The sequence below is a fragment of the Bradyrhizobium sp. LA6.1 genome (genome assembly GCF_040547805.1).
Lineage (GTDB): Bacteria > Pseudomonadota > Alphaproteobacteria > Rhizobiales > Xanthobacteraceae > Bradyrhizobium > Bradyrhizobium barranii.
On record NZ_JBEPQK010000040.1, the window covers coordinates 1 to 21,616 of the forward strand.

The following is a 21,616-nucleotide window of genomic DNA, read 5'->3' on the forward strand; positions in this document are numbered from 1 at the left end:
GTACGCGAGTGATCAACAATTTGCACCGACGTGCCAAGATATTCGGCTTTGTTCTGCAGCCCTTGGAACCGGGAGCTGGTGCCGTTTCTTAGGAACCGTTCTCCAGCGTCAGCTCCTCGAGCTTGGCGTGCAGTGTTTTCACGTCCACCGCGGGTTCGCTCGTTCTGTTGCCACCGCCAGCACCAAATACCTCGGCCGCCGCTTCCTGAAGCTGGGACTACCATCGCGTGATCTGCTTCGGGTGCACGTCGAAATGCTCAGCCAGCTGAGCCAACGTCATCTCGCCCTTGATCGTGGCTAACGCTACCTTGGCCTTGAATGCCGGTGCATGGTGCCGGCGGGCTCGTCTGCTCATCGTCTCTCCTGATTCGCGGGACAATCTTGCCCGGCGACAGGCAGAAACTCCACTTATCGCCCTGTCTAGATTTCCGGAGCTGCTCTGATGTGCATGGTAACCATTTGACCTGCCTTCCCTTCCGGGCGGGCCGTAGGTTCGTTCTAAGGTACGGGGGACAGGTTCTTGGGAGTGATTGGTTTCCTCACCGCGCTGCTCTTCGTTAGGCCATTGTTAAAAATGTCGTGAGCGATAGCACGTCCTAATGGAACGCCACCGATATTGGAGGTGTCGGTCAGAATATCTTGATGCTTAGTGACGTTTTCGCCAAGCCCGTCGAAACGCCAGTGGACACCGAGATAAACGCGACTGACCGCGTTGTCGAACATTGCACGAAGTAGTGAGTCGTGGTGGCGTCGCTGACGCCCCCTGAAGGAGCCGTCTTCGGCAATAGCTCGGCCGTCACACTCATCTGAGATTGCATCGAAGAACAGATTGTCTTGGGCATTTGGCGCCACCCCGAAGAACCGCCGCGTTATCTGGAAAGCAGCGGCGCCGAATGTAGCGTGACCAGAAGGATAGGCGGGGAAGGGAGGAGTGAAGCTATGTTTGCCCGCTTCATTTGTTCTGGGTGAGCCAAGAGGTACCCACCATGGATCGCAGCGTTTGTGGAGCGCGTGGGACACGGCACTGCCGCCGTGCCAATAGCTATCATCATACTCTCGAATTCCCAAAATGGGGCGCCAGAACTGGTATGTGTACTTGTAAAACCAGGCAGCGATTCCGGCGTCTGCCATTGCCACATTGACCAGCGCCAAGAGACGTGCCGAAGCCGCCTGTCGATCCGCCCCCGTGACATTGCGCCCGATGATTTCTCGAGCGATTTGATTGTACAGCCGCGGCGGAGTTCCGATCTGCGATGCTCCGTCGTACGCCCAGTAGAGTCCGATCAAGGTTTGCAACGGAGTCCGGGGCGTAAAGCCGGCGCCAGGAGTACCCGTCTCCAAGATTCTGCTGCCTTTGGCTCGAACTTGATCATGGGCTCGATTGTACGAGTCTGATCGTGGCACTGGATGGTCTGCAAGCGGTGGGATCGCGGAAGCAGAAAACAACTGCACGGTGCCCCAACGTTGCCCAAGAAAGCCTTGGCCTAGATTGGTAGGATCTTCACGATGGCGCCAGTACCGGTTTATCGTTTGAACTGAGCCACCTTCGTCGGAACCATCGGTGGATCGATCGGCGATTACGGCATTGCCAACAGCTGTGCCGAAGACAATTCCAGGATTCCCCCCAAAATCAAACCCCCGCATCGCGTCGTCTACAACGTCACCGAAATCTGGGTAGAGATGCCGCAGTACTGTTGCTGCGGCAGCGGAGATTGCGGCGCCCTCGTTGGCCGCACTCGCAACCGGCGGCGCCAATCCGCCCACGTTCAAGAAGGTATTGATGGGACCTTGAAGTCCGAGATGTGCAGAATTCAAAGAAGGAAAGTTGGCCCGCCCAAAAAAGGCATCATGCATTGCAATGTGAACCATGGCCAACGCACGCGAACTTCTCGTCGGCCCGCGCTGATTCATGCCGTTCATAATTCCAGTATGATCGCGAGCGTTTAAGTCCAACGCGATCGCATTCCACATGAGTACGTAATCGTGCATCGCCTCCTCCTATAGTTACGTTTTGGAATTTCATTTTCCTAACCTCTACGCGGTCCTTCGTTGAGTACGGGGGTAGGGATTGGAATTGCAGTCTCGAAGGCTATCGCAATCTCGCCATTTGTGACGTAACGAAGCCGCTGTCGGCGGCGCTAATATGAGTATTTCCCGTAGTGCTCGGATCACTGGGCGTCTGAGAGCACGTCCTTGATGGCATCGCGAATCATCTCATCAGCCAATCCGCCGTGAAGCGCTGTTCTGCTCCGGCTCGCAAGCAACTTCTCTGGTTCCTTTGGCTGAGACGCAAACATGCAATGAACAACATGCCTCTGCTTACCGAAATCAAAAGCGCCGACGTCTTCAAGTTGGCCTAGCGCGAAAAAGCAAATATCGAAAACTAACCCTTATGTCTTCATCGGCGACGTAATAAGCGTCGCTCTTTAGCAAGTTGGCGCCATTTAACGTCGCTACCATCGTTGTGACGAACTTCTTCAAGAACGCGCCAGAAATTTCCTGATAGAGCTTGTCGTCGACGACTACCTGCATTTCCGGGCCTCCTTCATTCCGCTCGGGCACCAGCAGCCGGTAAGGACTTCACTTGCACTCAGTGAAACCACCAAGGAGTCAGACTCTCTGATGATTGGTCGGGCAACGTCGTGTGCCTATAGTAACTTCAAATTTTGTCCACTGAGACTCCTATGTGTTGGGACCGGCACCGTCACTTCGATTCTTTATTTTCGAGTCGGAAGCAAGGGCCATAGGTTGCAGGGCTGTCGGGTCGAATTTGTTTTTGCATCAGCTCACGGGCAAGAGGCCCCAAATTCAGCATTGTCTGAATCGGATCAGTCGCCGAGAGGAGCGTTGTGGTCTTCCCAAGCTGTTCTGAGTTGGCCCAACATAGAGGAGTACAAAGTATCGAACTGCTCGAGAAGAGACCATACCGCTGGGTCTGCCACATCACTCTGATGATAGCCGCCCGACGGAATATCGGCCATTGGCAAGACACGTGGCATCAGCACGGGCGCTCCAGTATGCCCCCATGTCATGGTCACCGAATCTCGAACGTACTTATTTCCGATGTACACCTCTCTGAACTGGTAAAAGTGCGCGAGGCGGCCCGACATTTCTTCCTCTTCGGGCGATTGCCCTGATCCCTCGCCCTGAAGCCTGATGATGTTAATGGCTCGGCGCACATCAGCTAGGTCGCTCACTACGAAGACGCCCGAAATTGCCTCAGTACGTTGTTTGGTAAGATCGAGACTTGGGTTTACGGCCTCGAACTCCGATAAGAGCGCAGCATAAAACTCTCCGATGGTTTCGAATGAACGCCGTGCCAACGCCGTGATTGGCCCTCCTTCTGGATACTCGATATCCATGAACAACTTCACTTGCGAAGGGGTAAGTCGCCGGAGCGCGATTGTGAGATCAGGGTTCACTTCGCCAGGCAAAGGCCCGGGATACGAGGGAACAAACTCCAGTGTGTCGAGTGCAGGTGTCTCGCCCAGCGCGACCATCATATTGCACATGAGGCCCATGTGGAGCATCTCTTCCACAACCACTTCACGGATTGTGCGGGTCACGGGATCGCAGGCGTCCACGATCGACCACATAGCCGTCAAGTACGGCGGAACGGTTGCGAACTCGAGCTTAATCGCTGCCCGGATACTTTGTCTGAGCCATTTTGGGCCGCGCTTGCCGTGGGGCACAGCCATGAGCTCTCGGATCTTCATAGGTTTTCTGCCGGAATTATTAAGAGGCGAATGCCTCCACAGCCTCAACATCCATGTCGGGAGCGCCGTCGGTTATCCATTGTTCGATGAACACAAGGTCGCCAGCGCTAATGTAGGGGCCTCCCGCGGGCATCTGAGCGAAGCCATCCACGGGGCCCTTAAGAACCTTGACAAGGAAGGATTCGTGCGGCTTTCCGGGCTCGATCGGCTTCTTCTGGTATATTGGCCCGTTCACAAACTCGTCTCGGGAAAGATTCCAGAAGCGTCCTTTCCCAGAGTGGCGTGGTTCGCGGTGCCCGTCAGCAAGGCGATTCAGTATTGCGCGCACCTGCGTGATTCTGATTTCCATATTGCCCTCGCCTAAAAAGCAGACAGCTATATCGGACGTCAGGGTTCGTGCGCCGAGTATCCAAGCTCGACGACCGCGCACAAGTAGCGCCTCTGCTATTGCAGACTCAATAAGATTCCAGCCGCAACTTGCTGTCACTCTGGAGCGAAAGCTCCGTAAGGCTTGCGTTAAACTTGCGAGCCGGGGAAGTCCGCCGTGTCGGACACATGCTCTTAGCAGAACAAGTCCGCATTCGACATACGAAAGTCTTTTCTTTGAAAATACCTACAGCTTAGTCCTGCTACTATTACTACTCCTCGACGAAAGTGACTGCAACTGATAATTGATGTGACGAAAACCCGCACCTCCCGTGGCATTGGTGACGATCGTTTCTGATGTATCCGCTCCCGCGTGCTGACTATTGCGGTGTCGGCTGACCAGCTCGTTACGCGCAAATACGATCGGGAGGTGGGAGCGGGTATAGCACTAGCTTTTTGGTGCGAGCGTGGTTGCACTGAACGGTCTCGAAGGCACCCCGTCGATCACGAGCTTCAGGTAGATGCGATAGTTTGGCAGCTGCAACAGATCGAGCGCATCAAATCGCTCTTGAAATTCTCGCGCTAGGTGCGTCGCGTCTTCTGAGCCAGCCCGGAAGGAGATAATCGTACCGGCATTACCGAGCACCGCATGGCGTACGTCCGGTTCAAGTTGATTGAGGTATTGGTGCGCGACGGTAAAGCCAACCCGATACTTGCGAAGTTCCGAGAACATGTCCGCCATAGCAAGCGTCGTGAAATTTTGAAACTCATCAACATAGACGTAGAAATCTCGTCGCTCATGCACTGGCAATTCCGCTCGGCTAAAGGCCGCAAGTCCAAGCGTTGTGACAAGCAAGCCGCCCAGTAGCGATGAGCTATCTTCGCCGATTTGTCCCTTGGCGAGGTTCACTAGCAGAACTCCGCCCTCATCCATGATTTGCCGGATGTGGAGGTCGCGTTCAGCCGCGGTGGAGTGGGTCTGACTCCGGTGCAGCTCGCCGTCCGTCGCGATCTGCCACCAGCACAGTCACGATTCTCGTCCAAGAGCGATGCTTCCTAGGTCGCGCGAGCTTTCGTTAACCCCCAAAACGGAAATAAGCAGAAGGTAATACCGAGTCGTAGACCAGAATATATGCCAATCCCCAAACGCTGCCCCATCAAGGTGGAAAAGACGGTCTCGGTGATCCGCTCTTCGCTGCTTGCACCTCATCATCCGGTTTGAGGCGCGGCTACATTGCTCAGTCCGGCTCAATAAAGGCAGGCATGAGCAAAGCCGCTCGCAACCGAGTCATCCGTAAGCCGGAGCACGGCACTCGTGAGAGGTGGCGCGCCGACGAGTTCGCAGCCGCATCAGCTTGAAAGAACATCTTGCAATCTTCTTTCCCAACTCCCCAGTTGGCGAATGCGACCCAGCGTTAGGCTACATGCCGTTTTATCACCTGAGCTCACTATGCGACCTAGGAGCGCATCACGATCCTCTTGGTCAATAGCGGACAGATCGCGCAATAGCCGGAATGCCATTTCCGTACCGCTGCTGCTCGCGTCATCAACTATCACCCTTACAAGCTTAGCTCTCGAACGTATGCCAAGCTCGTCTCCGTGCAAGAGCATGAAGTGGTAGGACAATTCCGGGTCTTTGCGAAAGACAATGCAATCGACAAGTTCAGCAACGTTCCGCTGTCTAATGCTGTCTGCGTGACCTTCCCATCCTGTTTTCTCCATCGCAGTTGTAGTATAACACGCGGGGCAACACTTCTTGTCAGCAATCCTTGCTTCTTCGTGGTCGGGTGCGTCGGAGGGTAAGTTGGCTCATTTAGTTGAGATAAATGCAGCGCGAAGTGAGTCGGAACGTGCGGCTCAAATTTTCCTGGCCAAGTACTTACCTGACTCCTGGATCATCACTACAAACATCAAGGAACGAAATTTTTCAGGACGACGAAAACCCGAGATTGACAGCGTAGTTGTAAGCCCTTTGGGAATATTCATTATCGATTTCAAGAACTTTCGTGGCTCGGTGACACCTATGACGAACCACGTATGGACTGGTCTCGAAGAGAATCTCTTTGATCAAGCCGACGACAATGTCTTTCCAGTAAAGGACCTAATCGAAAGACGAACGGGTGAAACTGTCTGGGTCAACTCCCTGATCGTTTTCACACACAAAGATGGGGAGTTGAATTGGCAAACGTCAGATGTCGTCGCGGATCAAAGACTCCGTGTTGCAAAGATAGGCGACGTCGAAGCGAGAATTCGCGATATTGCATCGAGGAGAGGAAACCGGAACAACCTAAATTCTTATATTGCACGCAAGTCGTTAGAGGCGCTTAAACCCGTCGACATTCCAGAGCAAGCTTTCCAGCACGAGGACTGGCAAAAGCTTTCGGCTGAGTTTAAGTCGGCAACGAACGCGCCGCCGCCGAAACTAGTAAAACCAGTTGCTCCGACATTCACGTCCACAATTCCGAACCTGGGGCGCGCACCGCAGCCGGACCAGACGGCTTATATCTCTCCCGTTCCCATCCGCAGAGCGGCGCAGGCCCACCTGTCTCAGTAACTCGTGTACTCATTCTCGTCTCGGTTGCCTCTGTAGTTTTCGGATATTGGTTTATCTATGTACCGCACGGATCACCAGCAAACCCGCCCATAGATGCCCCCAAACAGTCGGGGCCGTCTCCGCCACCTTCTAGATGGCCTCCCACCACGGCACCGAAACAGAAGACGGCAGTGTTTCACCCACTGGGTGCACGAATCTATCCAGTTGCGATTCCGGCTCCGATTCCTCTCGGCAGAGAGCCGACCAATGGTTGGCAACTCTTCTCATGGCGGGGTGATCAATGGAGGCTTCAACCACCATCGCCCAACAGCCACTACCATTACCTGTGCGACGTGAATCAACGTCTGATGTGGTGCTCGTCAAATCCACCGAACAATTCTGCTCGCCCCTGCACTCGAAATTCAGACGGTCAGAAGGGATGGTGCTGGGAAGAGTATCGATGAGGTCATGTCCTCGTACCTCCGACTATTTCTTCGATCTGCGACCGCCGCAACCGAAGAAGGACTGGCTTAGCAAGCTGTCGTCCCAAGCGTGACGGCGCTAAAGGGCTTTGACGGCATGCCATCGATCATGAGTTTGAGGTAGATGTGGTAGTTCGGCAGCTGCAACAGATCGACCTCATCAAATCGCTCTTGAAATTCTCGCGCCAGGTACGTCGCGTCCTCTGAGCCCGCGCGGAAGGAGATAATCGTGCCCGCATTTCCGAGGACCGCATGGCGCACGTCCGGTTCAAGCTGGTGCAGATACTGATGGGCTACAGTGAAGCCGACGCGATACTTGCGAAGTTCCGAGAACATGTCCGCCATAGCAAGCGTCGTGAAGTTTTGGAACTCGTCAACATAGACGTGGAAGTCCCGCCGCTCATGCGCGGGCAATTCCGCTCGACTGAAGGCAGCCAATCCGAGCGTTGTGACAAGCAAGCCGCCCAGTAGCGATGAGCTATCTTCGCCGATTTGTCCCTTAGCCAGGTTCACGAGCAGCACACCGCCCTCATCCATGATCTGCCGGATATGGAGGTCGCGCTCGGGCGCAGTGAGTAGCCGGTTGAGGAGTGGGTCCGCAAGAAAGGCCCCGACCTTGTTTTGAATAGGGGCGGTGCCGTCTGCCCGATAGCCAAATGAAAAACGATCGAACTCTTTCAATAAGAACGTGCGGACGGTCTCATTTTTTAACCTTCTCGCAATCTCCGTACGGAACTTCTGGTCCGACAAAATGCGCAGCACATCATGCATCGTCGCGTGTGGTTGCTCCAGGAGCGCCATAAGCACGTTTCGCAAGATGTGCTCCATGCGTACGCCCCATGCGTCCGGCCACATTTTCTTGAATACTTCGATGAAGCCGGAAGCGGCAAGAGCGATCCGATCTTCTCGAACATGGCGTAGCGGATTGTACCCGTACGGCTGCGTTGGATCACAGGCATTCAAATAGATCACGTCAGACTTGCGTGTCTCCGACACTTGAGCCGCGACACGCTCCACCAGATCCCCGTGGGGGTCGATGAGCGCTAGTCCGCGCCCGCGTTCGATGTCCTGGAGCGCCATGGTCTCGATCAAAGTCGACTTGCCGGTACCGGTCTTGCCAATGATGTAGACGTGCGAGAAGCGGTCTTCGTCCTTGATCCCAAAGGTGTGGCCGGCGTTGCGATGGTCGGCGCGAGCAAAGCGAGTAAGTTCTAGCGGCATGCGCTCCATACTCGCGCCTCAGACATATCCTCCGAGAGGGTGTGTCAGGTATTTCGATGTCACATCCGCTCAGTGACGAAGTGGCACGATCTCCCACCTCCACACGTTTCGAGTTAGCCGCGACAATCACCCCAGAGTTTTGATCTTTACACGTTCCGCCCCGCGATCCGGGACCTGCATGCATGTCCGGGTCTCGGTGGCGAGGCGGAGGCATCGCGACGAGCGTCCATACGGTCGATTGGGTATTTATTCTAATCCGGCTCAGTGACGGACGCTCGGCTTCCGTCTCGCGATCGAGCACCCGAATGGGTCGGGTGCTCGTAGCGAGGAGGACACGATGTCCAACATTGCTCTTTCCCAAAAAGCTCTGAAGTTGATGCGGCTTTGCGATCTGAGCGGCTTCAATAGCGTCGACGATCTTCTGTTAGCGATGGCCCTTAAGGATACTGTATGTCCGGCCATCTGTATGACGGAGGGATGTGACCACACAGCAGATATGGAACCAGACCAGGATCAGGGGTTCTGCGAGGCGTGTGGCGGCAACACCCTCGTATCGGTCCTCGTGCTCGCCGACCTGATTTAGGAGGCCCGACGATGCTGGTTCGAAACTACTACCACTGCGCAGAATGCGGTCGCGAGTGGACGGACATCTGGTCCGCACAGTGTGACGATGATTGTCCGCACTGCGGTGCCCGTCATATGTCCCCGTACAAAAGCGAAGACGCGGAGGAGCGCGATGATGAATAAGATCGCACTTCTCAACGACGCGTTCCGGAACACGTTCCGCGGCGGCAAGGTCATGATGACAATCGGCGTTGCGGAGCTAGCGGACTGCGTGAAGGCCGAGGCCCTTCGTCAGGTAGCGGATTTCTCGGAATTTACGCCGGAGAACGACCCGCACGGCGAGCACGACTTCGGAAGCTTCGATCTGGTCGGCCGCAAATTCTTCTGGAAGATCGACTACTACGACAAGGACATGCGGCACGGCTCCGAAGATCCCAGCAGTCCCGAGCGGACACTACGTGTGCTCACGCTCATGCTCGCAAGTGAGTACTGAATAAAACAAGAAATGACCGCCTCCCATCTAGACGCAGCGGATGGGCGCTCCAGCAGGAGGAGTACCGTTGTGGGGACCATCGGATGGCCTGCCGGACCTATGGGTTAGGCGCCCGATCAGTGCGGATTTACCTCGGACATAGTTTGTCCAGCCCTCGCGTTAGCGAGGGCATTTCTTGAAAGGCGGGTCCCCGTCAATAACAAATAACTTGGTTGTTCTCGTCTTGTTCGTCCGGAACGAATCTGACATGGTGTCAGTATCCTTCCTTCCCAGAGAGGCGGAGCGGGAAAGGTAACTTCCGACTGTTTATGCGAAAACTCGATCAGCTCGGCGGCGGCGTGGTGTTTGAGGCGATGCGTCCTTCCGACATTGATGCCTTTATGGCGGATTGTGCAGACCGTGCCGCAGCGGATTTGAAGAAACAGCAGTCGATCTCCGGGTTCGGTCGATCAACTCAAGCGATTGCGACTGACCCTAATATTTGATGCCGCGTTAGTTCTAAGTGGATCAACGGATCTGTTCCACTCTTACTCTTACTTTTCCAGGTATAATATCTGCATTTCAGCATAGATCATGGCCAGGACTATCGACCAAGGCTTCAAGGAACTCCTCAGCAATCTTGAGATCACTGGGCTTCAGGAAGCGACCGTCTCGACAGCGGGATGCTACGGAGGGATTGGACCGCGTTCGCTCCGAGGCCGAGGCTCTTTGGAATCGGGCCAAATTGGGTGCGTGCTCGGAAACAGAGTGCACCGCCCAGTCGAGGCAGTTTCAAAGTCTGATATATGAACGAAGAAGCTTGAGCCCCCTAATTTTTAGCTGGATCTACAAGATCAAGCGCCCTCGTCTCGAAGACCAAATGAACAAAGGGGCAGAGGATTTCGTGCGCGACATACCATCGCAGGCGGGAGACGATGCAAGCGCGTAATATTTCCAAGGGCGTCGAGCCCCTGTGCCAGGTAGTTCACCTGCGCAATCAGAACATCTCTGTTTCTTATCTCATGTTGACTCGCCCAAACAATACCCACACTGAAAATGAATGTTCCGATCATCGCCAATATGCTCGCCCAACTCGAACGGAAGACGTACGCACCGGCAATGCCGCCGTATTGGATTGCTATGACGTATCCGACTTTTTGCCATATGGCTTTATAGTAGCTAGCCGCAGTTTGAGCAGCCGCTTGGAGGTACTGTGCTTCAATCCGGGGCGCACCGTGAGACATGGCGTTCTCCTGCACTAAAGGCCGTGTACCTATAAAACCGTCGGCGTTACGCGACGAAGGCTACGTCCGCTGTACCCGATAGCGATCAAGCTCGTGCGGCAGCACAATATGTCGCGATGAACCAGACTCGGACATTCCTGCGGTTAACAATGCTGGCGGCTGCCGCCAGCCGCCGTCCAGGGGAAGCGCCTTTCAGACGCGACTGTTCGGGGTTCGGTGCGCTTCACCCTGCCGGAACGAACTAGAGAGCAGGCCGGTCCGGCAGGTTGTCTGGGCTCAAGTTTTCGCATATGTTCGGTTGCGTTTTTCAACCCAAACACGCAGGCGGGGAAAGTTCTCATGAGCATATACGAGACTTTGGCCAAGCAACTGGGCGACATGCAAAGCACGACATTTAGTATAGATGCGATTGGAAGTCGCATTTGCAGTTCGTGGGATACGGTGGCCGCGCATCGGTTCGATATCGTCATTATCGGAGCCGGTATGTTCGGCGCTTACTGTGCCGAAAAACTGTTTCGTCGCGATACCAGCAATCAGCTCAGAATTCTGGTGCTTGACGCGGGCCCATTTTTTCTTCCAACGCATGTCAACAATCTTCCTCTCCGCAACATGTCGGACAATGCTGTATGGGCGCGCCCCTGGACGGGCGAGCCGCCCTTCGTGACCAAGGACAATGAGAAGGCCTTAGCTTTCTGTGTTGGGGGGCGTTCGCTGTTCTGGGCGGGTTGGTCACCAGAGTTGACGCCCGTTGATCTCGAGAAATGGCCGGATGATGTTCGCAACTTCCTGAACAGTCCTGAGGGCTATGACCGTACGGCGACTGAAATTGGATCAAAGCAAAAAACGGACTTCATTGAAGAGACGGACACCTACAAAATATTGTACGGAGCATTGAAGACGGCCGAAGGAAAAGTCTTTGGTGATGGCCGCATTAATCGCATTGAACCGGCGCCTCTCGCCGTCATGGGCAGTCGGCCCACACCCGGGATTTTTCCCTTCGACCAATACAGCAGCGTGACTTTTCTCATCGATGCCATCAACCAGGATGTAAATGATAACGGAAACAAAGCAGGGGATCGACGTTTGATGTTGCTTCCGCGCGCGGAAGTCATCGGCCTGACCCTGGACGAGAAGAAAGAAGCGGTAACATCACTTGCCCTTGAAGTGGGCGGCGATCCAAAAACTCTTCCCCTCGCACCCGGTGCTACGGTCATCCTTGCCAACGGAACCGTCGAGGCTACCCGACTGGCTCTGGCGCATCTCGGCGTCGGCCAGCAAGCTCGACCTCCCAAGGTCGGCAACTTCATGACGCATATGGGCAACAGTACGACGGTTCGAATTCGGCGCAAGGCACTCGGGCTTGGTCCGCCAAGTCACTCAGGGAACGACGTAGCCGCGTTCATGGCTCGCGGTGAAGCATTTGGGCGTCGCTTTCATTATCAGATAGTCGCGGCAGCCCTTCGACCCGATAGCAATAGCCCGTGGGATTTTGTGATGAGATTAATGCCGGACGTTGACCAGCTTGATCGGTGGATAGGAGACCGCGACCCGGACTGGATCTCGATTGTGTTTCGCGGGATTGGCGAAATGGAGGACAATCGCCGCCTCAATCCTCCGGATGAGTGGAGGAATTCGATCAGCCTTCAGGGGGATCAAGCTTACGCCAAGCTTAGCCCATCGGATGCCGACACTCGGTTGTGGGACGTGATGGATAAAGTGGCGATCGACTTGGCCAAGCATCTCGTTGCAGGCGATTCTAAAAATATAGAGTACCCGACAAAACCCAACCATAGCGACATCGGGACGACCTACCACGAGGGCGGCACCCTGTTCATGGGAAAAGCCGGAGATTCGATAACTGATACGTACGGCAAGTTTCATGACCTTCCAAACGTCTACGTCGTTGGTCCCGCCGTGTTCCCGACTCTAGGCTCCGCGAATCCTTCGCTCACAGGTCTCACTTTGGCGCGCCGCACCGCCGACGCCATCCTGGAAGCGCGCGCTGCAACGGCATAACATTATCGGAGGCGTTCGCGCGCCCTAAGGGGTTCCGATTACGCTGAGCGAGCGCAGATAGCTGCCTCGCGGGGCGTGCGGGGGCCAGTGCCAGTCGCGACGAAATGTTTTTGACTAGCCGATGTCCTGACTAGGTGATTTTCGACGGATTCAGAGAAGGTGGCCGGCGGATTCATGTCCGCTTCGGCCCAATTGGCGTCGAACCGGGCCGGGCCGAGGACCATTGCGTCTGGCCAGACGCCCGTGATTCAAATTCCCAAACTGGGAGCTCGCATCATGCGCTACGAACTCGCCGATTATGAATGGGTTGCCATCAAGCCGATGCTACCGACCAAGCCGCGCGGCGTTCCTCGAGTGAACGACCGGCGTGTCCTGAATGGCATTTTCTGGGTCTTGCGATCAGGGGCACCCTGGCGTGGCCTTCGGTCCTTACACCACTTGCTACAACCGTTTTGTTCGCTGGCGACGGGCTGGTGTCTGGAGCCGCATCATAGATGCACTCGCCGCTGCCCAGATACTGTTTCGGACAGAACTAGAAGATGACTACAACGTGCATCAAGTGTCGCTTAGAGGCGCCGAGTATAGGAGCCGGCCGCATCACGCCCGAGCTCCTTTTCGGTTATCGCTGATGCCCGAGGCCGATCCCCATGGTCCGCGCCTTCTGTCTTCCGATCGCTTCATCAGCTTCGCTAGCTTGGATACAGGGGTTCTCGCTTTTGAGTGCGCCCTCAGTAATTTGACGTCGGATTATGTGTATTCTTTCCGACCGATCTTCTTCTTTGTTGCTCTTTTGGCCATCTAAACGTATTCCTCCGTTGAGGGCCGCCTTGTTTGACGGACGCGAACGCTGCAGGTCCTAGGGGTAATCCTAGGAGAAGCGCTATGACGATTTCGAGGGCGGAGGTGATCACATCGGTCGAGCGGCGGCGCCGGTGGTCGCAGGATGAGAAGGAACGGCTTGTTGCAGCATCGCTTGAGCCCGGAGCCAGTGTTTCCGAGGTGGCTCGCATGGCTGGCCTTCATGTAAGCCAGCTGTTCCGGTGGCGCAAAGAGCTTTGCAAGCACGGTGAAGCGAGTAAAGTGCCGGTCGAGATTGGGCCGTCTGTGCCGCCGCGGGAGATGGCCGAAGCGCCATTGACGACGACGGCGGCGCGGCGACGGAAGAGCCTGGGCATCATCGAGATAGATCTTGGTAGCGGGCACCGCATCCGGGTCGATGGCGATGTTGATGGAGACGCGCTACGTCGCGTTCTCGATGCTTTGGTACGCCGATGATCCCGGTTCCGACGGGCGCACGAGTGTGGCTTGCGACAGGCTACACGGACATGCGCCGAGGCTTTCCGTCGCTGGCACTCCAGGTGCAGGAGGTGCTGCGCAAGGACCCGCTCAGCGGTCATCTGTTTGTCTTCCGCGGTCGCCGAAGTGGCCGGACGACATCGAACGCGAGCGCGTCGTCATTGAGGCGCCAAAGACCTGCGCCTGTTGCGGTGGGGCGCGCCTTGCGAAGCTGGGCGAGGATGTGACCGAGACGCTGGAGGAGATCCCGCGCCGGTTCAAGGTCATCGAGACCGTGCGCGAGAAGTTCACTTGCCGCGATTGCGAGAAGATCAGCCAGCCGCCGGCACCGTTCCATACCACGCCGCGCGGCTTCATCGGTCCGCAATTGCTAGCGACGATCCTGTTCGACAAGTTCGGCATGCATATCCCGCTCAACCGCCAGAGCGCGCGCTTCAAGTGCGAGAGGATCGACTTGCCATTGTCGACGCTCGCTGACCAGGTCGGCCACGGAACCTTCGCCGTCATGCCGCTCTTCCAGCTGATCGAGCGTCATGTGCTCGCTGCCGAGCGCCTTCATGGCGACGACACCACCATCCGCGTCCTGGCGAAGGGCAAGTGCACGACCGGCCGGATCTGGACCTATGTGCGGGATGACCGGCCCTACGGTGGGCCGGCGCCGGCGGCTGTGGTCTATTACGCCTCGAGCGATCGACGGGGCGAGCATCCCCAGAAGCATCTGGCCGCCTTCGCTGGCATCCTGCAAGCCGATTGCTATAGCGGCTTCGAGCCGTTGTTCGACCCGCAAAGGAAAGCGATGCCTATCACGCCGGCGTTTTGCCTGGCCCATGCGCGGCGGGGCTTCTTCGAGTTGGCCGATATCGAGAAGAACGCCAGGGAAGGCAAGGGTAAACCGGTCTCCCCGATCGCGCTGGAGGCGGTCAGACGCCTCGATGCGTTGTTCGAGATCGAGCGCGCCATCAACGGCCGCAGCGCCGACGAGCGGCGTGCCGTGCGCCAGGAGACAAGCAAGCCGCTGCTCGACGACATGCACGCCTGGCTGCTGCGCGAGCGAGAAACCCTCTCACGCTCCTCCGAGGTCCTGAAGCCCATGAATTACATGCTCAGGCGCTGGGCCGACTTTGCCCGCTTCCTCGACGATGGCAGGATCTGCCTCAGCAACAACGCCGCCGAACGAGCGTTGCGCGGCATCGCCTTGGGAAGGCGCAATTGGACCTTCGCCGGCAGCCTGCGCGGCGCCGAACGCGCCGCCATCATGCTGACGATGATCACCACCTGTCGTCTTAACGATGTCGATCCCAAAGCCTGGCTCGCCGATGTCCTCGCCCGGATCGCCGATCTTCCCGCTTCGCGTCTGCACGAACTGCTGCCCTGGGAATGGAAGCTCCCGCGCCAAGCCGACGAACCCAACGATCAGCAAGCTGCCTAACCTTCACGCAACGCTATCATAGCGCTCTCCGGCCCCCGCGCGCATGCGTCAATCAGGCGGCCTTCGTCGTATGCGTACATCTAAACTCTCCGCTGTTTCGGAGTATCATTGATAGCAGGATCATGCTCATCGGCGAGCGAACGGATACGAATCTCATCGATCGAGAAAGCGTCAATGAATGCGAAGGGGATATGTGCCGCTGTGGCATAATCCCAAGTCTATAAATCGTAAGTGGCCTCGATACGATACCGGCATGCAACCCACCGGCCATCAAGTCTCACCCGAACGTCTCGAAGAACTTCGGCGCATCTATAAGGAAGCATCAGGAGAGGAGATCACTACAGCGGATGCCTCAGATATGTCGCATCGTCTCCTCACGCTCTATAAGCTCCTTTCGCGACCTTCCCCTGGCGAGATCGAGAAGCCTCCTCCTTCGCCACCACCTCCGGCTCAAAGCGCTTCCGAAGAAGTTTGATCACGATATTTGACAGATTTCGATTTCATGATTCAATCTCAACAGGCTGCCCTCCGCTGCCCTCTGCAGTTGCCGACACCGTCGGCACCTGTTTGGTCAACGGAGAATGCATGTCTGCACAGATGGCCGCAGAAGTGCGGCAGATACTGAAGCCTTGGAACACGATATCCCTGGTTACCACGACGCGCCATGATCCTGCCGGCTACTATCAATCTCGTTCCGGACTCTGGGTCTTGGACGATTTCAGAAGTGGGGTTGTTGCCAGTGCTAAGCCGACAGCGGTTGGCGCGAAGTTCGATGTATCGATCTTCGAGCTTGTGCATGCCGCAACCGCCTTCAAAATCGAAAAATCGCTGCCTGCGAACCATCTCTTCGATGAAAGCGCCATCTGCGCCGTGGTGGCGGCTCTGATCGAGAAGCAGCCCTACGGCGAGCCGGGCGATCTGGAGAACACCGGATACGCCAATCTCCTCTACACTTGCAACTACGTCGCGGAACTGCTCTTTGATCGTGTGCCCCGCATGTGGAGAGTCCTCGCGTGGCGTCGAGATAACGTCAAATGGGACGTCGGTCGTCGAGTTTTCGCTCCCGGCGTTTGAAGTGACAGCGCCATGAGGCACACAGAGATCCTCGGACCGTTCGAACGCTGGTCCGAGGTCCTTTTTTTTGTAAATGCCTAGGGTTTCCCCGCGCCGTTTCGGACGTGTTTGATCACTTGGTGCCGAATGATAGTGTTGCCGCGAGTTCGATTGTCCCGCGTGTTGAAAAGAGAGGGAGTCAGAGTGCTTGCGAGTGCGTGTCGCACTTGCTCGGAGCATCACGCATACAAGACGACTACACTCTGGCATGCAGGATCTTGGGTAGTCAAATCGAACAACTGCGGAGACGTACTTCTTGCCGCGGCTAAATTCTCTCAAAATGTGGGTCCGGACCTCGGGCTCGAAAAAGGCTCTGGCCGCTCCGATCGTCCCTCGCGAATGCAGGCCGGCTAACCAGATCAGGTAGTGCTCAGAGGACTCCGGATTGTTGCCGACGTAGATGATCCCGTAGTCTTTGTTGTTGGCCCGACTTTGCTCACGTGAAAGATCGACGCGCAGGCCGATTTTGGTGTGCGTGATGAGCCATTTATTGGGGAGGTCCGGAGTTGATATGTCATTCTCCAATGCGAAATAGAACGCGCTCAGATCACTCTTAGCGATAAAGGAGTTGAGTTGCGTTGCCAGAGGGTTGTTATTTGGGCCGCTAATCAAAATCAGGTCGCGATGCGTATAACTGGTGGGGCAGCCTAGCTCCGTCGAGAGCATCGGTGTACTCAGACCTGCATCCATAGCCGTATTAATGTCCCGCAGTAGCATTGCGAATGCTTGCTGATCATCGCTATGAGGGGCAAATGTATCGTCTCCAAGCGGCCAAGCGGCTATGACCGCGATGGGCGGCGAAGCAAATCTGTAGATCGAGGAGACCGGCTGGGCGCGTTGCGATGCACACAACCTGGCGACGTGTTCCTCAGATTCCTCCAAGGCTTTAGCAATCGCCGGCCGCATGTTTCGCTGCGGTACAGCGCCTTCGAGCCAGCGACGCGCGTCCTTTCTGAAGCTGTGCAATTCAACAGTACGGTTCTTCCGACCGCGAAGTTTAGTCGGCAATTGCCGAAAGTACTCTGCAATTCGCGAAACAAAAAGTTCTTGAGTAGGCCTGCTAGCGTCAAAGCGTACCTTCAACTCCTTTGCAAGTGGGCAATCGCGTGACCGGGAACGTGCCATCGATTGCTCCGGACGACGGTTGATGGGACATTCTGGACATTTTTGGGCAGTCCAAGCAAGTCCAAATTGTTCTTGCGTCCCTTTATAGACATTTCATCTGAACGAAAGAATCCGGCCTGTCTCTCCAGAAGTCTAAGAAAACCGGGCTATTTACGAGCAGCGATGTAGTAATAATAGCGTGCGAGTTTGACGCAAATACGCGCCGCCGCCGCTTCTCAGAAAACTGGGAATGCGCCATCTCAAACGGGAGACTACATCAATGGACAAAGTTTACTCCAACCTGCCAGAAGTTAGAGCAAGCGAAACCGATCCGCCGCAAATAGGCATGCCGTCGGTGATAACGCCGGTTCTTCCGATCAAGCCGGGAGAGTCGGGCACCGGTCGGCTAGGTAGTAGAAAGACGGTTCGATCGGTTTTTGTCGGGTTCTTTAAGTGGAAGAAATTGAGGTTCTGGTTCAGAGGAAAGAGAGAGGTAGTCGTGGAGGAAATCAGATAATAAAGTAGTCCTACACGCGTTTTTCTCAGAACCGGAGCCCCTGCTCAGCAGGGGCTTTTTCATGTAAGGACGTATGTAATGGGAACTTCGTCGCAGAGTCAGAAATCGCGAGGTCTATGACTCGCAAGCGGCGTCTCCTGTAATCGGGCATGCCAACCGGCCACTCTCTCTGGAACGTCTCGAGGAATTACATGCGGGAAGGATGTCAGTGTAGGGGAGGCATTTGCCCTGATCCGTCCGTCGCTCGCGCTCTATAATCTCCTTTCGCAGTCCTTGCAGAGAGAGATCGACAGGTCTTCTCCCTCGCTACTACCTCCGGTTCAAAACGCTGCCGAAGAAGCCTGATATTGTGTAAGATGCGTTGGCCGTCTTCGGTTTGCAGCTCGCGCCATACTTCTTGTGACCACGCGGCACATTTGCCATTCAAAGTTCTAGCGTCCTCGTGGACTCCCGGCAAAGTTGCCGAGTTGGCACATTTACCGTCCGAAGTTCTAACGTCGTCGTCGACTCCCAGCAGTGTGTGTAAGTTCGATGTTTTGTGACCCGACGTGAACGGCTTTTTGGCTTCAAACCTAAGTATTTTTCGTGTGAGGATCGGGTTCGAACCGACCGTTTCAAGAATGAGGCGTTTTGACTGGTCGTCTCCCGCTAAGAACCAATCCGCGGCCCTATTGCTGAACGAAATCAAATCCGACACGGGTTCGAACCTCTCGCTTCCATGATCCTTCGAAGCAATTCTTTCCCGTAGTCGGATGCGCTCTTTCTGAAGTTCACTTCGCTGCCCAAGGTACTCTTGGTCGTTCAGCAGGTTCCGGATGCGAAGGCTCGTCAGCTCTGCTAGCTGCTCTTCAATGCTCTTGAGCGAATTCTCCACTGCCCGCCGTTGCTCTTCTTGCTGTCGGAGCAATGTGCCAGCATCGCGCGTCATTTCCTCACGAACCCACGCCTCAATCGCGGGGGCAATGGCTAACGATTTAACGAACCGCCCTATCTGGTCTTCAAGCGATCGGGCCTCTATTGACCGCTCGGCACATCGGGGACCCAGGCGTCGCTTTGTGCAATGGTAGTAGACGTAGTGGCGACCGGACGGTTTGTATTTATGCTCGGCCGTCACAGCTAAGCCGCAGGAACCACATCGGATCATGCCCGTAAACGCAAACGTATGTCTTTTTGGTCGGGCCCGACCCGGTCGATCCAATAGCGAGCGAACGCGCTCGAACTCATCGATCGTAGTCACCGGTTCGTGCTTGCCGGGATACGTCTGTCCGCCCCAGACTATGATGCCCGCATAGAATGGGTTGCTCAGAATTTGGTAGATTGAGCTGAGCGCGAGCGGCCTACCGCCTATCCGTTTCTTCCTCGGCGTGAGAAAGCCCCACTCGTCACGTGCTATGACCGCAACCTGCTTCGCGGTGTATGAACCCGTGAGCATCAGCTCGAACATTGCTCGTATGAGCGGAAAGTGTACCGGGTCCTTTACGATCGTCTTCGTGCCCGGATCGTTGAGGTATCCAAGCGGAGCTTGGTTAGGTCGCCACCCCTTTTCGATCTTCGTTCGGTTGCCTCGCTTAACGTTATCCGAAAGTGCGTCGGAATAGTATTTTGATTGGCCGAACATGATCTGAAGCATGAACTTGCCTTGGGAATTGTTCTCGAACGTGTAAGTCGCAAATTTAAGATCGTGGATCACGTCACAATCGAGCATGTAGATGAGGCGCCCGCCATCAATCGAATTCCGTGCAAGACGATCAGGTGCCCACGCGATGACTCCGTGAGCCGCCCCTTTCTCGATCTGAGAGAGCATCTCACCGAATTGCAGGCGGCCAGGCGCTTTTGCGCTGAAGGACTCTTCGAAAATTCCAACGACTTCGATGTCAGTCCTGTCGCCGAATGTTCGCTTCAGCGTCGTCAACTGAGATTCAATTGACGCGACCTGTCGATCTTCAGCTTCGGATGATTTTCTGCAATAGATGAAATACCGCATAGGTGACTCTGACTCGCGATTCTAGACCCGGAATCGATTTTGCGCGAATCGGATATCAACAGATCGTGCCAGGTCGCCGTGAATATGCGAGACGGTGCGATATGCCGCTTCGGCACGAACTCCCCACCTATGAAAGTCGGCTACGTCTACGATCGAGAGCCGAGGTTCGACTCAATTACGAACATGAAGCGCGTGATGATGATCGTGGGCATAGGTGGATTGCTGGAGGCGATGCTGGCGTGAGGCCGGCCGCTGCGCGACCAAATCAGCGCCTACACGGAGCTCCTGGTTGCCACGGAGATGACCGGAGGTCGATTCCACCGAATTAGAAGCTAGACGGCCGCGAAATACGCCGCGGCGCCCCTAGTTGCGCGATTTTCACACGGCCTGGGCCAACTGCGGACCCCCGCAGATTTTGCGCCAGAACTGCACCCACGCTGACCTATATTGAGTTCGTCATCCGGCGTCATCGTCGCTGAACCTTTGTGGGATTTCCCGGACCAATCTCTATAGGCTGCGAGAATGACGGCTTTCTGCTGTGAACCGGCCCGACATAGTGAAGTGACAGTCTGAAATTTTTTAGCGCTGCATTTGCGCAAGAGAGGTCCGTTATGGGCCGAACAGCTGGCAAGAAAGTCAGTTGCCATGCCATACAGTGGCATTCGCCAGGATGGCGCCACTGTGACATTCTCATTGTTGCGATGCTCTGTACCGCATGCACTCTCCTGTTTGCGAGCGAAGCCAGAGCTCAATGCACGGCGCGAGATGTCCTGCAGAACCAACTGAGGCTCAAGAAAACTCCGTCAGCTGACAGGCCGCAAATCCTAATCAAATCCGCCGTCGATGTCCCCGTGTGGAAGACGATCAAGATCGGGACATTTGCAAATTCCTATGCCCTCAGTAACGCATTGGATGCGGTAGGTTGCGGCATCGGAAACTCGGCTGGCGAAATTCTCGCGCGACCGACCTTTACCCTTAGCGCCACGAAAACAAACGTAGAGCTTATTACGGTGTCGGCAGCCGAACTGGGCTTTCAGACCGATACTGCGTTGCTGGCGGACATTTATGCGCGCGCCAAACAGTTGGGTTTTGGCCTTGCGTCGGCAGAAGTCGGGCCACAGCTGAGGCTTCAGTATTTTGACCAGCCGATCGGTGAATTTCTTATCATCGGAATGGAGCCAATCAGGACGTGGAAGGGCGCCCCTGTCATCTTAAATGTGGCTAATGGCGGAGCGGGACTAATTCTCATCGGCCAAGATGGCAGCGCCGACGCACAGATCCCCTCAGGATGCCGTTTTGTGTTTGTGCGAACCAATGAAGCCGCTCCTGCCGAGGAGCAGGAGGCCGTAGCACTTGTCGATCACTAAATTTCCAACTCTGCGCAACTTTGAACGGAAGATCCTAGGTCAGCACTCCTGCGTAACCGGGAGCCGAAGCCGCCGAGAGACGCAGCGCGAGCGGCTTCGAGCTATCGCCAAATTTTGGTGACGGCCGGAGCCGGTCAGGCGGCGGCGGTTATGGGCTGACGGTCGGTCGGCTTGGCGATGACCTCGATCCCA

General features: G+C 55.7%; 19 protein-coding genes and 3 pseudogenes. 13 read left to right on the plus strand and 9 right to left on the minus strand.

The genetic code is table 11. The annotated features are described in order from the left end of the window. Positions 1 to 97: 97 nt before the first annotated feature. From ABIB99_RS43675 to ABIB99_RS43690, 4 genes and pseudogenes are all read right to left on the minus strand, one after another. Positions 98 to 355, minus strand: a pseudogene (locus ABIB99_RS43675) (transposase); the annotation flags it as partial. Positions 356 to 498: 143 nt separating this feature from the next. After that, positions 499 to 1,989 carry a vanadium-dependent haloperoxidase gene (locus tag ABIB99_RS43680; RefSeq protein WP_354182096.1) on the minus strand — a complete coding sequence of 497 codons (1,491 nt, stop codon included), beginning with the start codon at positions 1,987 to 1,989 and terminating at the stop codon, positions 499 to 501. A gap of 357 nt (positions 1,990 to 2,346) precedes the next feature. Further along, positions 2,347 to 2,532 (minus strand): hypothetical protein, encoded by a 186-nt coding sequence (locus ABIB99_RS43685; RefSeq protein ID WP_354182098.1) that lies wholly within the window; start codon positions 2,530 to 2,532, stop codon positions 2,347 to 2,349. 296 nt (positions 2,533 to 2,828) lie between these two features. Beyond that, positions 2,829 to 3,698, minus strand: a complete 870-nt coding sequence (locus ABIB99_RS43690) for a ferritin-like domain-containing protein (protein ID WP_354182100.1) — start codon at positions 3,696 to 3,698, stop codon at positions 2,829 to 2,831. On the opposite strand from ABIB99_RS43690, the gene ABIB99_RS43695 reads away from it, so the two are divergent. Beyond that, positions 3,697 to 4,080: a hypothetical protein gene (locus ABIB99_RS43695; RefSeq protein ID WP_354182102.1), complete on the plus strand. Its 384-nt coding sequence runs from the start codon at positions 3,697 to 3,699 to the stop codon at positions 4,078 to 4,080. The two genes, ABIB99_RS43690 and ABIB99_RS43695, sit on opposite strands and share 2 nt — an antisense overlap. A 450-nt stretch (positions 4,081 to 4,530) precedes the next feature. Here the strand turns inward: ABIB99_RS43695 and ABIB99_RS43700 are convergent, their stop codons facing one another. Then, positions 4,531 to 4,992, minus strand: coding sequence for a TraM recognition domain-containing protein (locus ABIB99_RS43700; protein WP_354182104.1), 462 nt, complete (start codon positions 4,990 to 4,992; stop codon positions 4,531 to 4,533). A gap of 894 nt (positions 4,993 to 5,886) precedes the next feature. Between ABIB99_RS43700 and ABIB99_RS43705 the strand changes: the two genes are divergently transcribed. Next, positions 5,887 to 6,636 (plus strand): nuclease-related domain-containing protein, encoded by a 750-nt coding sequence (locus tag ABIB99_RS43705; RefSeq protein ID WP_354182106.1) that lies wholly within the window; start codon positions 5,887 to 5,889, stop codon positions 6,634 to 6,636. Between the two features lie 509 nt (positions 6,637 to 7,145). On the opposite strand, the gene ABIB99_RS43710 is transcribed toward ABIB99_RS43705, so the two are convergent. Next, the gene (locus tag ABIB99_RS43710) at positions 7,146 to 8,327 is read right to left on the minus strand and encodes a type IV secretory system conjugative DNA transfer family protein (RefSeq protein WP_354182108.1); all 1,182 of its coding nucleotides are present in this window, start codon (positions 8,325 to 8,327) and stop codon (positions 7,146 to 7,148) included. Between the two features lie 328 nt (positions 8,328 to 8,655). Between ABIB99_RS43710 and ABIB99_RS43715 the strand changes: the two genes are divergently transcribed. The 4 genes from ABIB99_RS43715 to ABIB99_RS43730 all read left to right on the plus strand — a co-directional run bounded on the left by ABIB99_RS43715 (position 8,656) and on the right by ABIB99_RS43730 (position 10,303). Beyond that, on the plus strand, positions 8,656 to 8,901 hold the full coding sequence (locus tag ABIB99_RS43715; RefSeq protein ID WP_354182110.1) for a hypothetical protein: 246 nt from the start codon (positions 8,656 to 8,658) through the stop codon (positions 8,899 to 8,901). A gap of 153 nt (positions 8,902 to 9,054) precedes the next feature. Further along, positions 9,055 to 9,375: a DUF3768 domain-containing protein gene (locus ABIB99_RS43720; protein ID WP_354182112.1), complete on the plus strand. Its 321-nt coding sequence runs from the start codon at positions 9,055 to 9,057 to the stop codon at positions 9,373 to 9,375. Between the two features lie 308 nt (positions 9,376 to 9,683). After that, the gene (locus tag ABIB99_RS43725) at positions 9,684 to 9,860 is read left to right on the plus strand and encodes a hypothetical protein (RefSeq protein WP_354182114.1); all 177 of its coding nucleotides are present in this window, start codon (positions 9,684 to 9,686) and stop codon (positions 9,858 to 9,860) included. A gap of 17 nt (positions 9,861 to 9,877) precedes the next feature. Beyond that, positions 9,878 to 10,303, plus strand: a complete 426-nt coding sequence (locus ABIB99_RS43730; protein WP_354182116.1) for an S-4TM family putative pore-forming effector — start codon at positions 9,878 to 9,880, stop codon at positions 10,301 to 10,303. Here ABIB99_RS43730 and ABIB99_RS43735 read toward each other — a convergent pair. After that, the gene (locus ABIB99_RS43735) at positions 10,209 to 10,598 is read right to left on the minus strand and encodes a hypothetical protein (protein ID WP_354182132.1); all 390 of its coding nucleotides are present in this window, start codon (positions 10,596 to 10,598) and stop codon (positions 10,209 to 10,211) included. The two genes, ABIB99_RS43730 and ABIB99_RS43735, sit on opposite strands and share 95 nt — an antisense overlap. Positions 10,599 to 10,937: 339 nt before the next feature. On the opposite strand from ABIB99_RS43735, the gene ABIB99_RS43740 reads away from it, so the two are divergent. From ABIB99_RS43740 to tnpC, 5 genes and pseudogenes are all read left to right on the plus strand, one after another. Further along, the gene (locus tag ABIB99_RS43740; RefSeq protein WP_354182118.1) at positions 10,938 to 12,614 is read left to right on the plus strand and encodes a GMC oxidoreductase; all 1,677 of its coding nucleotides are present in this window, start codon (positions 10,938 to 10,940) and stop codon (positions 12,612 to 12,614) included. A 276-nt stretch (positions 12,615 to 12,890) separates the two neighbouring features. Beyond that, a pseudogene (locus tag ABIB99_RS43745) lies at positions 12,891 to 13,122 on the plus strand (transposase); the annotation flags it as partial. A gap of 374 nt (positions 13,123 to 13,496) precedes the next feature. Continuing rightward, a complete protein-coding gene (gene tnpA, locus ABIB99_RS43750; RefSeq protein ID WP_354182120.1) occupies positions 13,497 to 13,889 on the plus strand; it encodes an IS66-like element accessory protein TnpA in 393 nt (130 codons plus the stop codon). Next, positions 13,886 to 14,137: an IS66 family insertion sequence element accessory protein TnpB gene (gene tnpB / locus ABIB99_RS43755; protein WP_354182122.1), complete on the plus strand. Its 252-nt coding sequence runs from the start codon at positions 13,886 to 13,888 to the stop codon at positions 14,135 to 14,137. Before tnpA ends, tnpB begins: the two co-directional genes overlap by 4 nt. Then, a pseudogene (gene tnpC, locus ABIB99_RS43760) lies at positions 14,023 to 15,339 on the plus strand (IS66 family transposase); the annotation flags it as partial. The gene tnpB and the pseudogene tnpC, both read left to right, overlap by 115 nt. A gap of 513 nt (positions 15,340 to 15,852) precedes the next feature. Here tnpC and ABIB99_RS43765 read toward each other — a convergent pair. Further along, entirely contained in the window at positions 15,853 to 17,577 is a 1,725-nt protein-coding gene (locus tag ABIB99_RS43765; protein WP_354182124.1) for a hypothetical protein, read from the minus strand. A gap of 259 nt (positions 17,578 to 17,836) precedes the next feature. Between ABIB99_RS43765 and ABIB99_RS43770 the strand changes: the two genes are divergently transcribed. Beyond that, positions 17,837 to 18,073, plus strand: a complete 237-nt coding sequence (locus tag ABIB99_RS43770; RefSeq protein ID WP_354182126.1) for a hypothetical protein — start codon at positions 17,837 to 17,839, stop codon at positions 18,071 to 18,073. Between the two features lie 205 nt (positions 18,074 to 18,278). On the opposite strand, the gene ABIB99_RS43775 is transcribed toward ABIB99_RS43770, so the two are convergent. Then, on the minus strand, positions 18,279 to 20,057 hold the full coding sequence (locus ABIB99_RS43775) for a recombinase family protein (RefSeq protein WP_354182128.1): 1,779 nt from the start codon (positions 20,055 to 20,057) through the stop codon (positions 18,279 to 18,281). 611 nt (positions 20,058 to 20,668) lie between these two features. Between ABIB99_RS43775 and ABIB99_RS43780 the strand changes: the two genes are divergently transcribed. Continuing rightward, the gene (locus ABIB99_RS43780) at positions 20,669 to 21,424 is read left to right on the plus strand and encodes a hypothetical protein (protein WP_354182130.1); all 756 of its coding nucleotides are present in this window, start codon (positions 20,669 to 20,671) and stop codon (positions 21,422 to 21,424) included. The last annotated feature ends 192 nt before the right edge of the window (positions 21,425 to 21,616 follow it).

Excerpts from the sequence above, each read along its gene's own strand:
- ABIB99_RS43740 (WP_354182118.1), top strand. The coding sequence starts at position 10,938 with ATGAGCATATACGAGACTTTGGCCAAGCAACTGGGCGACATGCAAAGC.
- ABIB99_RS43690 (WP_354182100.1), bottom strand. The coding sequence starts at position 3,698 with ATGGCTGTGCCCCACGGCAAGCGCGGCCCAAAATGGCTCAGACAAAGT.
- tnpA (WP_354182120.1), top strand. The coding sequence starts at position 13,497 with ATGACGATTTCGAGGGCGGAGGTGATCACATCGGTCGAGCGGCGGCGC.
- ABIB99_RS43720 (WP_354182112.1), top strand. The coding sequence starts at position 9,055 with ATGATGAATAAGATCGCACTTCTCAACGACGCGTTCCGGAACACGTTC.
- tnpB (WP_354182122.1), top strand. The coding sequence starts at position 13,886 with ATGATCCCGGTTCCGACGGGCGCACGAGTGTGGCTTGCGACAGGCTAC.
- ABIB99_RS43680 (WP_354182096.1), bottom strand. The coding sequence starts at position 1,989 with ATGCACGATTACGTACTCATGTGGAATGCGATCGCGTTGGACTTAAAC.
- ABIB99_RS43685 (WP_354182098.1), bottom strand. The coding sequence starts at position 2,532 with ATGCAGGTAGTCGTCGACGACAAGCTCTATCAGGAAATTTCTGGCGCG.
- ABIB99_RS43710 (WP_354182108.1), bottom strand. The coding sequence starts at position 8,327 with ATGGAGCGCATGCCGCTAGAACTTACTCGCTTTGCTCGCGCCGACCAT.
- ABIB99_RS43725 (WP_354182114.1), top strand. The coding sequence starts at position 9,684 with ATGCGAAAACTCGATCAGCTCGGCGGCGGCGTGGTGTTTGAGGCGATG.
- ABIB99_RS43695 (WP_354182102.1), top strand. The coding sequence starts at position 3,697 with ATGAGCTCTCGGATCTTCATAGGTTTTCTGCCGGAATTATTAAGAGGC.
- ABIB99_RS43770 (WP_354182126.1), top strand. The coding sequence starts at position 17,837 with ATGGACAAAGTTTACTCCAACCTGCCAGAAGTTAGAGCAAGCGAAACC.
- ABIB99_RS43765 (WP_354182124.1), bottom strand. The coding sequence starts at position 17,577 with ATGGCACGTTCCCGGTCACGCGATTGCCCACTTGCAAAGGAGTTGAAG.
- ABIB99_RS43775 (WP_354182128.1), bottom strand. The coding sequence starts at position 20,057 with ATGCGGTATTTCATCTATTGCAGAAAATCATCCGAAGCTGAAGATCGA.
- ABIB99_RS43780 (WP_354182130.1), top strand. The coding sequence starts at position 20,669 with ATGGGCCGAACAGCTGGCAAGAAAGTCAGTTGCCATGCCATACAGTGG.
- ABIB99_RS43735 (WP_354182132.1), bottom strand. The coding sequence starts at position 10,598 with ATGTCTCACGGTGCGCCCCGGATTGAAGCACAGTACCTCCAAGCGGCT.
- ABIB99_RS43715 (WP_354182110.1), top strand. The coding sequence starts at position 8,656 with ATGTCCAACATTGCTCTTTCCCAAAAAGCTCTGAAGTTGATGCGGCTT.